The organism is Streptomyces sp. NPDC029674 (assembly GCF_044903205.1).
Lineage (GTDB): Bacteria > Actinomycetota > Actinomycetes > Streptomycetales > Streptomycetaceae > Streptomyces.
Genome location: NZ_JBJDPY010000021.1, coordinates 73,961 through 88,567 on the forward strand (window position 1 = coordinate 73,961; position 14,607 = coordinate 88,567).

The 14,607-nt window shown below is 69.1% G+C and carries 13 protein-coding genes; 9 read left to right on the top strand and 4 right to left on the bottom strand.

What is annotated here, in order from left to right:
• The first annotated feature begins 2 nt into the window (after positions 1-2).
• Positions 3-2,897, top strand: a complete 2,895-nt coding sequence (locus ACI2L3_RS34960; protein ID WP_404756449.1) for a vitamin B12-dependent ribonucleotide reductase — start codon at positions 3-5, stop codon at positions 2,895-2,897.
• A gap of 248 nt (positions 2,898-3,145) precedes the next feature.
• On the opposite strand, the gene ACI2L3_RS34965 is transcribed toward ACI2L3_RS34960, so the two are convergent.
• Positions 3,146-3,721, bottom strand: coding sequence for a TerD family protein (locus ACI2L3_RS34965; protein ID WP_404756450.1), 576 nt, complete (start codon positions 3,719-3,721; stop codon positions 3,146-3,148).
• Between the two features lie 121 nt (positions 3,722-3,842).
• Here ACI2L3_RS34965 and ACI2L3_RS34970 point away from each other — a divergent pair, with 121 nt between their 5' ends.
• Positions 3,843-4,664 carry an arylamine N-acetyltransferase gene (locus ACI2L3_RS34970; RefSeq protein ID WP_404756451.1) on the top strand — a complete coding sequence of 274 codons (822 nt, stop codon included), beginning with the start codon at positions 3,843-3,845 and terminating at the stop codon, positions 4,662-4,664.
• Between the two features lie 33 nt (positions 4,665-4,697).
• Complete coding sequence (locus tag ACI2L3_RS34975) at positions 4,698-5,303, top strand: YdbC family protein (protein WP_404756452.1); 606 nt, start codon at positions 4,698-4,700, stop codon at positions 5,301-5,303.
• A 101-nt stretch (positions 5,304-5,404) separates the two neighbouring features.
• On the opposite strand, the gene ACI2L3_RS34980 is transcribed toward ACI2L3_RS34975, so the two are convergent.
• A complete protein-coding gene (locus ACI2L3_RS34980) occupies positions 5,405-5,944 on the bottom strand; it encodes a TetR/AcrR family transcriptional regulator C-terminal ligand-binding domain-containing protein (RefSeq protein WP_404756453.1) in 540 nt (179 codons plus the stop codon).
• Between the two features lie 494 nt (positions 5,945-6,438).
• Here ACI2L3_RS34980 and abc-f point away from each other — a divergent pair, with 494 nt between their 5' ends.
• Genes abc-f through ACI2L3_RS34995 form a run of 3 tightly spaced genes read left to right on the top strand, consistent with a single transcriptional unit; the run spans position 6,439 to position 9,664 of the window.
• Complete coding sequence (gene abc-f, locus ACI2L3_RS34985; RefSeq protein ID WP_404756454.1) at positions 6,439-8,049, top strand: ribosomal protection-like ABC-F family protein; 1,611 nt, start codon at positions 6,439-6,441, stop codon at positions 8,047-8,049.
• A gap of 34 nt (positions 8,050-8,083) precedes the next feature.
• Complete coding sequence (locus ACI2L3_RS34990) at positions 8,084-8,743, top strand: histidine phosphatase family protein (RefSeq protein ID WP_404756455.1); 660 nt, start codon at positions 8,084-8,086, stop codon at positions 8,741-8,743.
• Between the two features lie 12 nt (positions 8,744-8,755).
• Positions 8,756-9,664 carry an ADP-ribosylglycohydrolase family protein gene (locus ACI2L3_RS34995; RefSeq protein WP_404756456.1) on the top strand — a complete coding sequence of 303 codons (909 nt, stop codon included), beginning with the start codon at positions 8,756-8,758 and terminating at the stop codon, positions 9,662-9,664.
• A gap of 293 nt (positions 9,665-9,957) precedes the next feature.
• Here ACI2L3_RS34995 and ACI2L3_RS35000 read toward each other — a convergent pair whose 3' ends face one another.
• Entirely contained in the window at positions 9,958-11,517 is a 1,560-nt protein-coding gene (locus tag ACI2L3_RS35000; RefSeq protein WP_404756457.1) for an MFS transporter, read from the bottom strand.
• Positions 11,518-11,666: 149 nt separating this feature from the next.
• Here ACI2L3_RS35000 and ACI2L3_RS35005 point away from each other — a divergent pair, with 149 nt between their 5' ends.
• From ACI2L3_RS35005 to ACI2L3_RS35015, 3 genes are all read left to right on the top strand, one after another.
• Positions 11,667-12,281, top strand: coding sequence for a TetR/AcrR family transcriptional regulator (locus ACI2L3_RS35005; RefSeq protein WP_404756487.1), 615 nt, complete (start codon positions 11,667-11,669; stop codon positions 12,279-12,281).
• Positions 12,282-12,385: 104 nt separating this feature from the next.
• Positions 12,386-13,087, top strand: a complete 702-nt coding sequence (locus ACI2L3_RS35010; RefSeq protein WP_404756458.1) for a ribonuclease HII — start codon at positions 12,386-12,388, stop codon at positions 13,085-13,087.
• Between the two features lie 79 nt (positions 13,088-13,166).
• Entirely contained in the window at positions 13,167-13,796 is a 630-nt protein-coding gene (locus tag ACI2L3_RS35015) for a hypothetical protein (protein WP_404756459.1), read from the top strand.
• Between the two features lie 142 nt (positions 13,797-13,938).
• Here the strand turns inward: ACI2L3_RS35015 and ACI2L3_RS35020 are convergent, their stop codons facing one another.
• Positions 13,939-14,577, bottom strand: a complete 639-nt coding sequence (locus ACI2L3_RS35020; RefSeq protein ID WP_404756460.1) for a hypothetical protein — start codon at positions 14,575-14,577, stop codon at positions 13,939-13,941.
• Between the last annotated feature and the right edge of the window lie 30 nt (positions 14,578-14,607).

Consider the following 14,607-nt stretch of genomic DNA (forward strand, 5'->3'; position numbering starts at 1 on the left):
GCATGACCGAGACGACGAGCGGCCCGGCACGAGGTTCCCGCGCAAAGGGTTCCAAGGCCAAGGGTCTGCGTATCGAGCGCATCCACACGACGCCCGGCGTGCATCCGTACGACGAGGTGGCCTGGGAGCGCCGTGACGTCGTCATGACCAATTGGCGCGACGGCTCGATCAACTTCGAGCAGCGTGGCGTCGAGTTCCCCGACTTCTGGTCGGTGAACGCGGTCAACATCGTCACCAGCAAGTACTTCCGCGGGGCCGTCGGTACCCCGCAGCGCGAGACCGGCCTCAAGCAGCTGATCGACCGCATCGTGAAGACGTACCGCAAGGCCGGCGAGGACTACAGCTACTTCGCCTCGCCCGCCGACGCGGAGATCTTCGAGCACGAGCTGGCATACGCCCTCCTGCACCAGATCTTCAGCTTCAACTCGCCGGTCTGGTTCAACGTCGGAACGCCCCAGCCGCAGCAGGTGTCCGCCTGCTTCATCCTGGCCGTCGACGACTCCATGGAGTCGATCCTCGACTGGTACAAGGAAGAGGGCATGATCTTCAAGGGCGGCTCCGGCGCCGGCCTGAACCTCTCCCGTATCCGTTCCTCCAAGGAACTGTTGTCCTCCGGAGGCAACGCCTCGGGCCCCGTCTCCTTCATGCGCGGTGCCGACGCCTCCGCCGGAACCATCAAGTCCGGTGGCGCCACGCGCCGCGCGGCCAAGATGGTCATCCTCGACGTCGACCACCCCGACATCGAGGGCTTCATCGAGACCAAGGTGAAGGAAGAGGAGAAGATCCGCGCCCTGCGCGACGCGGGCTTCGACATGGACCTGGGCGGCGACGACATCACGTCCGTCCAGTACCAGAACGCCAACAACTCGGTCCGCGTGAACGACACGTTCATGAAGGCGGTCGAGGAGGGCGGCAAGTTCGGCCTCACCTCCCGCATGACGGGCGAGGTCATCGAGGAGGTCGACGCCAAGTCGCTCTTCCGCAAGATGGCCGAGGCCGCCTGGGCCTGCGCCGACCCCGGCATCCAGTACGACGACACCATCAACGCCTGGCACACCTGCCCGGAGTCCGGCCGCATCAACGGCTCGAACCCGTGCAGCGAGTACATGCACCTGGACAACACGTCCTGCAACCTCGCCTCGCTGAACCTGATGAAGTTCCTGAAGGACGACGGCAAGGGCAACCAGTCCTTCGACTCCGAGCGCTTCGCCAAGGTCGTCGAGCTGGTCATCACCGCGATGGACATCTCCATCTGCTTCGCGGACTTCCCGACGCAGAAGATCGGCGAGAACACCCGCGCCTTCCGCCAGCTGGGCATCGGCTACGCCAACCTCGGCGCCCTCCTGATGGCCACCGGTCACGCGTACGACTCCGACGGCGGCCGTGCCCTCGCCGGCGCCATCACGTCGCTGATGACGGGTACCTCGTACAAGCGTTCCGCCGAGCTCGCCGCGGTCGTCGGCCCCTACGACGGCTACGCCAAGAACGCCACGCCGCACAAGCGCGTCATGAAGCAGCACGCCGACGCCAACGCCGCGGCCGTCCGCATGGACGACCTGGACTCGCCGATCTGGGCCGCCGCCACGGAGGCCTGGCAGGACGTGATCCGCCTCGGTGAGAAGAACGGTTTCCGTAACTCTCAGGCGTCCGTCATCGCCCCGACCGGCACCATCGGTCTCGCGATGTCCTGCGACACCACGGGCCTGGAGCCCGACCTCGCCCTGGTGAAGTTCAAGAAGCTCGTCGGCGGCGGCTCGATGCAGATCGTCAACGGCACCGTGCCGCAGGCCCTGCGTCGCCTGGGCTACCAGGAGGAGCAGATCGAGGCGATCGTCGCCCACATCGCCGAGAACGGCAATGTGATCGACGCCCCGGGCCTGAAGACCGAGCACTACGAGGTCTTCGACTGCGCCATGGGCGAGCGCTCCATCTCCGCGATGGGCCACGTCCGCATGATGGCCGCGATCCAGCCGTGGATCTCGGGTGCCCTCTCCAAGACGGTCAACCTCCCGGAGACCGCCACCGTCGAGGATGTCGAAGAGGTCTACTTCGAGGCGTGGAAGATGGGCGTCAAGGCGCTCGCCATCTACCGCGACAACTGCAAGGTCGGTCAGCCGCTCTCCGCCAAGAAGAAGGAGGAGGAGAAGGCCGAGATCACCGAGAAGACCGAGGACACGATCCGTGCCGCGGTCGAGAAGGTGGTCGAGTACCGCCCGGTCCGCAAGCGTCTCCCGAAGGGCCGTCCCGGCATCACCACCTCCTTCACGGTGGGCGGCGCCGAGGGCTACATGACCGCCAACTCCTACCCGGACGACGGTCTCGGCGAGGTCTTCCTCAAGATGTCCAAGCAGGGCTCGACCCTCGCGGGCATGATGGACGCCTTCTCCATCGCGGTCTCGGTCGGCCTGCAGTACGGCGTGCCCCTGGAGACGTACGTTTCCAAGTTCACGAACATGCGGTTCGAGCCGGCCGGTATGACGGACGACCCGGACGTGCGGATGGCGCAGTCGATCGTCGACTACATCTTCCGCCGCCTGGCGTTGGACTTCCTGCCCTTCGAGACGCGGTCCGCGCTCGGCATCCACTCCGCCGAGGAGCGTCAGCGGCACCTGGAGACCGGGTCGTACGAGCCGACCGAGGACGAGGTGGACGTCGAAGGCCTGGCCCAGTCCGCCCCGCTGCAGACCGAGTCCCTGAAGGCCGTCGCCACGCCGAAGGCGGAGGCTGAGGGCATCAAGGCCGCACCGCAGCAGGCGCACACCAGCGCGGAGCTCGTCGAGATGCAGCTGGGCATTCAGGCCGACGCGCCGCTGTGCTTCTCCTGCGGTACGAAGATGCAGCGCGCCGGTTCCTGCTACATCTGCGAGGGCTGCGGCTCGACCAGTGGCTGCAGCTGACACCAGCAGGCTGTGACTCCGGGCTCGTCCCGGAAGTGAAGTGACCGCCAAGGGCGGTGGAGCCGGATTCTCGGCGCCACCGCCCTTTGGCGTGGTCCCAGGGCCCTGTAGTGGCTCACTGTGCGGCAGGGGGCTTTCAGGTGGCTCTACTCGGTCGGTCGGCCCAGCGGCTCAGAGGGCGGGGGTGCTGCAGCGAACTGGGTGGCGTCACCGCAGCGGAATGGTTGGTGTCGCCCAAGGCCGTCCCTTCAGAGCCGGCCGCCCATGAGCGAGGCGAACACCGTCGGGTCGGTGTCGAAGCCTCGGATGGTCTCGCGGAACGACCACGCCCCGGTCTCGTCCCGGGTGAACTCGGCGATGGTCGCGGCCGTACAGCCGGAGACGCTGGACAGATCGCTCTGCGCCAGGTCCGTGTACCCCTCGCGGATGCGGACCGCGGTGTTCCCGATGTCGCCGAACACCTTCTGCGCCGCCTCCTGCTGTATGGCCACCCCCACGACGACCCGGGCGAAGGTGGGGGCGAGCCGGTCCAGCTCAAGGACCATGACCTCGTCGAAGCCGAAACCCTGGCCCGTCCTGCTGTCCCGGTTCAGGGTGATGGTGCCGTCGGGGGAGCGGCTGTCGAAGTGCACGAGGTACACGGGGTCGCCGTACGGAGCGTCCGCGGCGTACGTCGCGGCGATGATGTCGAGGTCGTTGGACGGCGTCCCTGCCGGGCTCGGGTCCCACTTGAGTCCGACTTCGACCTTCTTGATTCCCTTGCTGACGCTGCTCACTGGACTTCCCCCTCCTCGTGACCTGGCCGCTACGGATCCACCAGGCATGTCCAACGCACACGCTACGGCGTGCGACTGACAACCTCGTAGCGTCGCTGGTCAGGAGCGGTCCACTTGCTCCGGGATGATCCCGGTTGGCGTGCGATCCGGCCGCGGAGATCATGGACGCATGACATGGAGCGGGGCAGAACTCGATATCGACGCCTACTTGGCGAGGCTCGGACACACCGGCGGGACGAAGCCGGACCTCGCCACTTTGCGTGTGCTCCACAGAGAGCACGTGGCGGCGCTCCCCTTCGAGAACCTGGAGATGATGCTCGGCCGTCCGGTGCCGCTGGACCTGCCGGCAGTGCAGGACAAGCTGCTGCACAGTCGGCGGGGCGGCTACTGCTACGAACAGAACCTGCTCTTCGCGGCCGCTCTGGAACGCATCGGCTTCGACGTCACCGGGCTCGCGGCCCGGGTCAGGGCCGGGGCGTCCGCCACGCGCGCGGTCACGCACATGGTCCTGAAGGTGGAGGTGGACGGCGAAGCGTGGCACTGCGACGTCGGGTTCGGCGCCGATGGGCTGCTCGAACCGATTCCGCTGCGCGGCGGCGCGGACGTGCGGCAAGGAGAGTGGCGTTTTGGTCTCCAGCAGGAGGCCGAGGGCGTTCTGGCGCTGCGGACGTGGCACTCGGACGGATGGCACGACCTCTACGCGTACACGCAGGAGCGGCGACTTCCCGTCGACTACGTAGTGATGAACCACTACACCTCAACCCATCCCAGGTCATCCTTCATCAGGCGTCCGGTGGTGCAGAAGGCAGGTCCACAGGTGCGACGCAAACTGGTTGGCGATCAGCTGACGGTGGAGCAGCCGGACGGTTCTGTGGATCAACGAAGCGTTCCTGTGGGCGAATTGACGCACGTTCTCGACCGCGAGTTCGGTATTGAACTGGATGCTGCTGACTCGGCCGAGCTGATCCGGGTGCACTACGCCGGAGCGTGACCCGGGCCGCGCTCCGCGCCGTACGATGGCGCGGTGCTGGTCAAGTGGATTCGCTGCACCGTGGTGGACCGTCGGGGATTCGAACGAGGGCAGCGAAAGTGGGCGGGGCTTTTGGGCGAGCCGGGGTTCCGGGGGCAGGGCGGGGGGTGGAGCCGGGGTCGTCAGGGTGTCGCTCACGTCTTCGCCTTCTGGGAGAGCCGAGCTTTCTACGACTCCTTCATGGCCCGCTCGCACGACCGTCTGGCGGCTGCGCAGTCAGGCACCTACAAAGACCTCCAGGCCAAACTCTTCGACTACCGCTTCGACGTGAAGACCGGGTTCGAACCCCGTTTCACCGACGTGGACGTGGTGCGTGTCGCGCACTGCCGGGTCCGGGAAGCGCGGGTGGAGCACTTCGCACTGATGCAGGAGAAGGTCTGGAATCCCGCGATGGCCGGCTCCCCAGGAATGGTGCGCGGCCTTTTCGGTGAGGCGCCCGGACACGAGTTCTTGGTGCTTTCCATGTGGCTGTCGGCGGCCGAGCACGGCAAGTACCGCGCCGAGCGGGTGGAGCGTCTCTCACTGCGCGCACAGACGGATGCCGATATCTCCGCGCTCGCGGGCGACATCGTGGAGTTGGAGCCGGCGTGGACGGTCTGAGCCTTGGCCGGTGTACCCCTCCTCGCTGACTCCTTGCTGGCTTCCCCTGCGTTCCTGTGCTTTGCCTGGCTCTGCCTCTCTTCCCGGCGTTTCGGCTGTGGCTACGGTGATTTCCGGGCGAACGCGCCCGCGCGGGTTGCGGCGAGGGCCGCCGCCGCCGACTGGTCCGCGAGCGCCGTGTCGATCGGCTCGCGCGTGATGAACACGCGGAGCAGCAGCGGGGCCGAGACGGCGCGGACGAGTGCGGCCGCGTCGGTGTCCGGGGGTGCTTCGCCGCGTGCCACGGCGCGTGCGACGACCGCCTCACAGCGGCCGAACCGCTCGGCGTAGAAGGCGTGCAGCGCGTCGGCGGCCCGGGCCGACTGGAAGGCCGCCGCGACGAAGGCGGTGGGCGCCGCGGCTGCCGCGTCGTCGGAGAAGGAGTCGGCCACTTCGCGGGCGAGCTCACGCAGGTCGCCCTCAAGACTTCCCGTGTCTGGCGGAGTCCAGGTGTCCTCTCCTGCCATGGCCAGTGCGTCGGCGACCATGCCTTCGAGGCCGCCCCAACGGCGGTACAGCGTGGTCTTGTGCACGCCCGAGTGGTCGGCGATGTATTCGACGGTGAGCCCGGGATAGCCGTGGTTGCTCAGACCGCTCAGCACGGCGTCCCGGACGGCGGCGCGGGTGCGGGCCGTGCGGCCGCCGGGGCGGCGGGTGCCGGGAGCGGGCGACGGAGGCGTCGCTTCCGTTTCCCCCGGCGTGCCTGCTGTCGTCGCTGACTGCGGTGCCGCTGGGTTTGCCGACTGGGGCGCTGCTGCCTTCGTCGACGGCGCTGCTGCCGCTTTCGCCGGCTGTGCCGCTTCAGCTTTTGCCGACCGCGTCGCTTCAGCTTTCGCGGGCTGCGCCGAGCCGCGCTGTTGGGATCCGCCGCGACTTGCCCTGCCTGATCCGCCTGAGCCTCGCTGCTCGGTGCTGGGTGCGTCAACGCTCTGACCAGCCGCGACAGGCTTGTCCGCCATGGATTCGGCCCTTCTCCGTCGACTCGCTCGAAACTTAATCACAACTCGCGTTGCATTAGCACGGGTCAGTGTGCCACACTCGTCGTAATGCGACAGGCGTTGCGTTTGTCCAAGGTGGATGCGAACCGGGGGTGCTCTTGCCTACTCAGATCTCTCTGCATGGCGTGACCAAGGCTCGTGGTGATCGACTGCTCCTCGACGGGGTGTCCCTCGCGGTGCGGCCGGGGGAGCGCATAGGCGTCGTGGGGGAGAACGGCGCGGGCAAGTCCACCCTGCTGCGCCTGATGTCCGGGGACGAACGGCCCGACGAGGGCGAGGTCGTGACCGTCGCCGAGCGGGGAGCCGGGCTGCTCGCTCAGACTCCCCAACTCCCGGCCGACCGTCGTGTCGGTGACGCGATCGACGCGGCGTTGGCCGAACTACGGGAGATGGAGGGCCGGTTGCGGGCCCTGGAAGCGGAGCTGGCTTCCGCGACGGAGAAGGGGCTGAGTGAGTACGGCGACCTGCTCACCGCCTTCGAACTGCGCGGCGGCTATGAGGCGGACGCCCGCGTGGACAAGGCGATGCACGGACTGGGGCTCGGTCACATCAGTCGGGACAGAACCCTGGGCAGCCTGTCCGGTGGTGAGCAGGCGCGGCTCGGCCTCGCCTGCCTCATCGCGGCAGCACCCGAGGTCATGCTCTTGGACGAACCGACCAACCACCTGGACGAGGGTGCTCTGGACTGGCTGGAGAGCGCCCTGACGGCGCACCGCGGGACCGTGGTCGCGGTCTCCCACGACCGCACGTTCCTGGAGCGCGTGGCCACCGCGATCCTGGAGGTGGACGCCGACCGCCGGTCGGTGGTGCGGCACGGCGGCGGCTATCAGGGACTCGTGGCGGAACGGGCGGCCGCCCGGCAACGCTGGGAGCAGCAGTACGCGCAGTGGGGCGAGGAGGTGAGCCGGCTCCAGGAGTTCATGGCGACCACAGCTCACGCGGTGGCCGGTGGTCGCGGCATGAAGGACAACAACAAAATGGCGTACGACCGCGCCGGAGGACGGGTGCAGGCCTCGGTCGCCGGACGTGTGCGGAACGCGCAAGAGCGCCTGCGCAGACTGCGAGAACAGCCGGTGCCCAAGCCTCCGGAACCACTGACCTTCACGGCACGCCCCGCGACAGGCGCGACCGAAGGTGCCCTGGTCACCCTGTGGGACGTGCGGGTGGGCGAGCGGCTCGCCGTGGAGTCGCTCACCGTCTCGGCCGGAGAGCGACTGCTGATCCACGGGGCTAACGGCGCAGGGAAGTCCACTCTGCTGCGCACCATGGCGGGGGTACTCGAACCGGACAAGGGCTCTGTCGTCCGCAGAGGCCGCATCGGCTACCTCGCCCAGGAAATACCGGTACGACGTCCTGCCGAGCCGGTCCTCGAAGTGTTCGGCAAAGGCCTGGGACTGACAGCGGAGGAGCAGCGGGAACTGCTCCTGTCGTACGGGCTGTTCCGGCCCCGTGACCTCCACGTCCCGGTGGGGCAGCTGTCCGCCGGGCAGCGCCGGAGGCTGGCCCTCGCCCGGTTGCTCGCCAGACCCGCCGACCTGCTCCTCCTCGACGAGCCCGCCAACCACTTGGCGCTCGGCCTGGTCGAGGAACTGGAGGCGGCACTCGACCAGTGGACAGGAGCCCTGGTCGTCGTCTCGCACGACCGGCTGCTCCGCCGACGGTTCAGGGGCCGAATACGCCGGATGGAGGCCGGCCGGCTACCCGACTGAGCAGCCCGTCAGGGACCCGATCTAGGGTTTCCCTATGGCACGCCCGCGGCGCATCATCCTGGTCCGGCACGGCGAGTCGGCCGGAAACGCCGACGACACCGTGTACGAGCGCGAGCCCGATCACGCTCTCGCACTCACCGAGTCGGGGTGGTCCCAAGCGGCGGACACGGGGAAACGCCTGCGGGAGCTGCTCGGCCGTGAGCGGGTGAGCGTGTACGTCTCGCCGTACCGCCGTACCCACGAGACCCTCCAGGCGTTCCGGCTCGACCCCGAGCTGGTGCGTGTGCGGGAGGAGCCGAGGCTGCGGGAACAGGACTGGGGCAACTGGCAGGACCGGGACGACGTCCGGCTGCAGAAGGCGTACCGCGACGCGTACGGGCACTTCTTCTACCGCTTCGCACAAGGAGAATCCGGGGCCGACGTCTACGACAGGGTGGGAGCCTTCCTGGAGAGTCTCTACCGGAGCTTCGAGGCACCGGACCACCCGCCGAACGTCCTGCTGGTTACGCACGGGCTGACCATGCGGCTGTTCTGTATGCGCTGGTTCCACTGGTCGGTGGCGGAGTTCGAGTCGCTGTCCAATCCGGGCAACGGAGAGATGAGGGTGCTGGTGCTCGGTGACGACGGCAAGTACACGCTGGACCGACCGTTCGAACGCTGGCGCGAGCCCGAGCCGTACGGCGTCACAGGATAAGGTGGCGGGGCGATGATCGCTGACTCCTCTCCCGACCAGCGCCTCGAGCGCGCCATGGCCAGCCTGCGCGGACTGGCGGTGGGGGACGCGCTGGGCTCACAGTTCTTCGTGCCCGCGCATTACCCACTGCTCAAGGGCCGACAGTTGCCCGATGCTCCTTGGCAATGGACCGACGACACGGAGATGGCCTGCTCCGTACTGGCGGTCCTCAAAAAGCACCGCCGGATCGACCAGGACGCACTCGCCCAGTCGTTCGCCGAGCACCACGACTTCGACCGCGGATATGGCCCCGCCGTGAACCGGCTGCTGAGGCAGGTGCGGGAAGGTGGGGACTGGCGGGAGCTGGCCTCCGCGCTCTTCAAGGGGCAGGGATCCTGGGGGAACGGCGCGGCGATGCGGATCGCCCCGCTCGGCGCCTGGTACGCCGACGACCCCGAGCAGGCGACGCACCAGGCGGAGATCTCGGCGTACCCCACGCATCAGCACCGTGAGGCTGTCGTCGGGGCGATGGCGGTGGCCGCGGCCGCGGCGCTGACGGCCAACCCCGCCGGGACGCCGACACCGAAGGAGCTCCTCGACGGCGTCATCGCCCTGGTGCCCCGCAGCGCCGTGGGAGCGGGGCTGCGACGGGCGCGGGACATGCTCGACTACGGCGATGCCGGGACGGTCGCGGCGGTGCTTGGCTGTGGTCGGCGTACGACGGCCCACGACACGGTGCCGTTCGCGTTGTGGTCGGCCGCTCGGGGGCTCGGATCGTACGAGCGGGCCATATGGGAGACCGCTCAGGTGGGCGGCGACATGGACACGACGTGCGCCATCGTGGGTGGCGTGGTCGCGTGCGGTGAGGGTGGAGCACCGCCTGCGGAGTGGCTGGAGCGCACGGAGGCGCTGCCCGGCTGGGTTTCCGGCGACGTGGTCTGACCATCCCTGGCGGGGCGGGGCGGGGCGGGGCGGGGCGGGGCGGGGCGGCTGGGACGCGCCGGGGGCGTGGGGAGCTTGCTCGCACGGTTGTGCCGCAGGCCGGGTGGTGTCACAGGCGCGGTGGTGCCACAGGCTTGGTGGTGCCACAGGCCAGGTGGCGTCACAGACCCGATGGGCAAGGGGTCGCCGCGCGTGTGGCCCGGGCTGCTCTGAGGCGGGCCACTGGCACAGCCATGCTTGCGGGCGCCGGCGGCACGTCGTCGTCCGTGTGCCGGCGCCCGCGGTTCGTTCGGTCAGCCGCCTGCGGGGCCCGCGGCGGTCGCCGTGCCGGCGAGGGCGTCTAGGTCGCTCTTGCGCACGCGGATCACCAACGCGGCGGTGATCAGGGCGAGCACGGCCATGGCGACGGCGGGTATGAAGGCGGTCGAGATGCCCTGTGACAGCACTTCGTGGGCCCAGGGCGCGGGGAGTTCGTGGGTCTTGGCGAACTCGGCCTTCTGCTCCGGTGTCGCGTGTGCCATGAAGTCGGCCATCTGGTCCTTGGCCTCGTCGCGGCTCGCCGTGCCGAAGACCGTGGTGAGGATGGAGAGGCCGAGCGAGCCGCCGACCTGCTGGGTGGCGTTGAGCAGGCCGGATGCCGCGCCCGCTTCGTGGAGGGCCACTCCGGAGACCGCGGTCAAGGTCAGGGTGACGAAGTTCAGGCCCATGCCGAAGCCGAACAGGAGCATCGGGCCGAGCACGCCACCGACGTACGAACTGTCCGGGCCGATCAGTGTCTGCCAGCCGAGTCCGAGCGCGACGATGATCGACCCCGTCACCATGAACGGCTTGGGGCCGAGCACGGGAAGGAACTTCTGGGACAGGCCCGCACCGAGTGCGATGACCACCGTGACGGGCAGGAAGGCGAGGCCGGCCTCGATCGGCGTGTAGTTCAGGATGTTCTGCACGAAGAGGACGATGAAGAAGAACATGCCGAACATCGCGGCGGCGAGGCTGAGCATGATCACGTAGGTGCCGGAGCGGTTGCGGTCGGCGAACATCCGGAGGGGTGTGATCGGTTCCTTGGCGCGTTTCTCGACGAACACGAAGGCGAGGAGGAGGACCACCGCCGCGGCGAACGAACCCACGGTGAGGCTGTCGCGCCAGCCTTCCTCGGAGGCGCGGATGAATCCGTAGACCAGGGAGGCCATGCCGAGTGTCGACGTCGTGGCGCCGAGGATGTCGAAACGGCCGGGGTGACGCTCGGACTCGTTGATGTAGAGCGGGGTGAGGACGGCGATCAGTATGCCGATGGGTACGTTGACGAACAGCACCCAGCGCCAGTCGAGCCACTCGGTGAGCATGCCGCCCGCCAGCAGGCCGATGGCGCCGCCACCCGCGGAGACGGCGGCGAAGACGCCGAACGCGCGGTTCCGCTCGGGGCCTTCGGGGAACGTCGTCGTGATGAGTGCCAGCGAGGTGGGCGACGCGATGGCGCCGCCGACGCCCTGCAGGGCCCGCGCGGCCAGCAACTGCCAGGGCTCCTGGGCGAACCCACCGAGAAGCGAGGCGGCCGTGAAGAGAAGGATGCCTGCCATGAAGACGCGGCGGCGTCCCAGGATGTCACCGGCGCGGCCGCCGAGCAGCAGCAGTCCGCCGAAGGTGAGGGTGTACGCACTGACGACCCAAGTGAGGTCGGTCGTCGAGAAGTTGAGCGCTCCCTGGATGTGGGGGAGCGCGATGTTCACAATGGTCGCGTCCAGGACCACCATGAGCTGGCAGGCCGCGATGACGGTGAGAGCGAGGCCGGGGTGACCCTCTCGGCGTGCGGCCCCCGGTTTTTGATTCTTTGTCAGCTGAGAGGTGGTCGTCATGATCCCCCACAAGTTCCTTAGTGAACGGTCCCGTTCACTGTCAACTGCGACGGTAGTGACTCCACTTGAGTGAACGCAAGCGTTCGCTCACCCTTCCCGTGTCCGACCGCTCAACCCGCCTTCCGCGTGTGCTCGATGGAGAGAAAATGATGGCTACTTCCCGTTGGGCGGCCGTTCCCGCTCGAACGGTCTCCCCGCGCCGTCGGGGGGCCGTCCTGGAGCGGGCGATTCTCGACGCCGCCCTTGAGCAGCTCAGTACGGTCGGCTGGAGCGGGCTGACGATGGAAGGGGTGGCCGCGGGCGCGCAGACCGGCAAGGCCGCCGTCTACCGCCGCTGGCCGTCCAAGGAGGATCTGGTCGTGGACGCGCTGCGGGCCGGACTGCCGCGGCTCGACAGCGTCCCGGACCTCGGCGGCGTCCGGGAGGATCTGTTGCAGCTGTGCAAGCAGATGCGGGTGTCGATGTTCTCGCGCCCCGGAAACGCCCTGCGTGCCGTGCTTCACGAGTGCGACACGGCAACGGCCGAGCGCTTCCACGACGTGATCTTCGAAGGGGTCGTCGAGCCGAGCGTGAAGTTGATCAAGGAGGTCGTGAGGCGCGGAATCGAGCGCGGAGAGGTGCGTTCCGGTGGGCTGGACGCGTATGTGTGCGACGTCATTCCGGCGATGCTCATGTACCGCTCGAAGGTGTGCGGAAGCGAATGGCGGGACGATGAATTCGAGGCCTTGATCGACCAGGTGATGGTCCCGCTGCTCCGTCCTTGAGGAGGCCTCGACCGGGGCCTCGACCGGGGCCCGGACCGGTCCCGGAGCGATTCGGCAAGCCTGGGTGTCGCGGCCGGTATCGGGCGGCGTAGGCTATTGGCGCCATGCCGTACGAAGCACCCACCCACACCGTCGAGCGCTCCTTGCGCGCCACCACCGGAGCGAAGATCGTCGCCGGTGTCGACGAGGTCGGGCGCGGTGCGTGGGCCGGACCGGTCACCGTCTGTGCGGCGGTCACAGGACTGCGCCGCCCGCCCGAAGGGCTCACCGACTCCAAGCTGATCACTCCCAAGCGGCGCACCGCGCTCGCCGAGGAGCTGGAGAGCTGGGTCACGGCGCACGCCCTCGGTCACGCCTCGCACGAGGAGATCGACGAACTGGGGATGACGGCCGCCCTGCGGCTCGCCGCGGTGCGTGCTCTGGAGGGGCTGCCGCTCCGCCCGGACGCGGTCATCCTCGACGGGAAGCACGACTACCTCGGGACTCCCTGGCGGGTTCGTACGGTGATCAAGGGTGATCAGTCCTGTGTGGCTGTCGCCGCGGCTTCGGTGATCGCCAAGGTTCAGCGCGACAAAATGATGGCCGAACTGGGCATCGAACATGCAGACTTCGGTTTTGCGGCCAACGCCGGCTATCCGTCGCCGGTGCACAAGGCCGCGCTGGCGGAGCGGGGGCCCACCCCGTACCACCGGCTTTCGTGGGCGTATCTTGATGCGTTGCCCCAGTGGCGGCACCTCAAGAAGGCCCGCAGCTGGGCGGACGGAAAAGTTCCGGAAATCGAGGGTCAGCTCGGCTTTGAGTTCTGACGCTTTTCCGGCGCTTCCGGTCGCACTCATGTGCCACCCGCCGACGCGAGTCGTGTCGGCGTTTGATAGACAACACTTCATGCCTCTCATTCCCGAGGAGCCTCAGATTCACGAGAGTGCCCAGGGTCCCCGCGCCACGCAGGCCAGCGGCCGCACCGCGCCGACCCCCCGCCCCGTACCCGGCCCGCGTCCCGCGGCTCCGCCGCGCCCCGGCCGTCCGGGTCCTGCCCGGCCGATGCCGCCCGCGCAGCGCGCGCCGCGCGACACGGCCGCCAAGCCCGGGGCGCCCGCCCCGGCTGTCCCCGACGCCTCGGCCTCGGTTCCGCAGGTCCAGCTGATCCCGGCCTCGGCCGAGGGCGCGCTGGACGCGGCCGAGGAAGCGGTCGACCTCCTGCTCGACTCCGGGCGTGCCCCCGGCGACGTCCTGGTGATCAGCACCGGCGACCCGCACCCGTGGGCCACGCACGAGCTGTCCTTCGGCGAGGCCGCCTACTGGGCTCAGCACGACGCGCGCGACGACGTCTTCTACGCCGACGCCGCCGCGCTGACTCGTGCCGCGCCCCGGCCCGTGGTCGTCGTCGCCGTCAACGGCGGCAGCGAGGAGACCGCGGTCGCGGCGCTGCCGACGGCGCTCACGCGCGCGAGCACCCTGCTGATCGTCTGCGGCGACCCGCAGCGGATCAACGCGATGCTGGGCGCGGGCGTCTGACAGCGATGTCCGTGCGGTGGCCGCCCGACGGGTGGCCGTCCGCGCGGTGACGCGTCGAGGTCACGATCGCGCAGCAGCGCGGTCGTCAGCACAGTGCGATGGCCGACGTGTGCCGTGAGCGCTGGGTGGACGGAGCCGGTGGTCAGCGTGCCGCCGCGCGGCGCAGTACATCGGAGGCAGCGCCTCCGGTACGCGTCGTCGGCGGATCGACCGCGGCTAAGTCCTCGGGCTGCGAACCGGCGCTCGGCCGGCGGCCGCCCCGCCCCTCGCCGAGCACCTGCCAGCCGTCGCGCGTCAGCGTGACGTACGCGCCGCAACGCAGCCCGTGCAGCGTGCAGGCGTCCCGCAGCCCCCACATCCAGGCCCCGTCCTCCTGGGTCCAACGGGCGTCCCCGTCCCGGCAGTAGAGCAGTACGGCGGTGCGTACCGGAGTGCGGCGGCGCAGGTCGTGCGGGATGATCCGGCGCAACTGCGCGAGCAGGGCGTTGCGGAACACCCAGCCGTCCGTCACGGTCGCGCGCCGGCTGAACGAGGCGCTCGCCCGCAGCCGTTCGTCCGGATCGAGGACGGCCACGACGGCCGTGCCCGGGGCCGGCCGATGGCGTGCGTGCAGACCACTGACGACGTCCCGGGGGTTGCGCAGCAGCGGGATTCCCGCGGCGGACCACTCGGCGGGCTCCAGCATCCGGGCCAGTCGGTGCGCGGAATCGGCGTACAACTCGGCCGATGCCGGTGGCTCCGGCAGCGGTACGGCAGGGGACGAAGCGAATCCGAAGGTCACGGTCCTCCCTTCGGCTACGCGCCCGTGGTG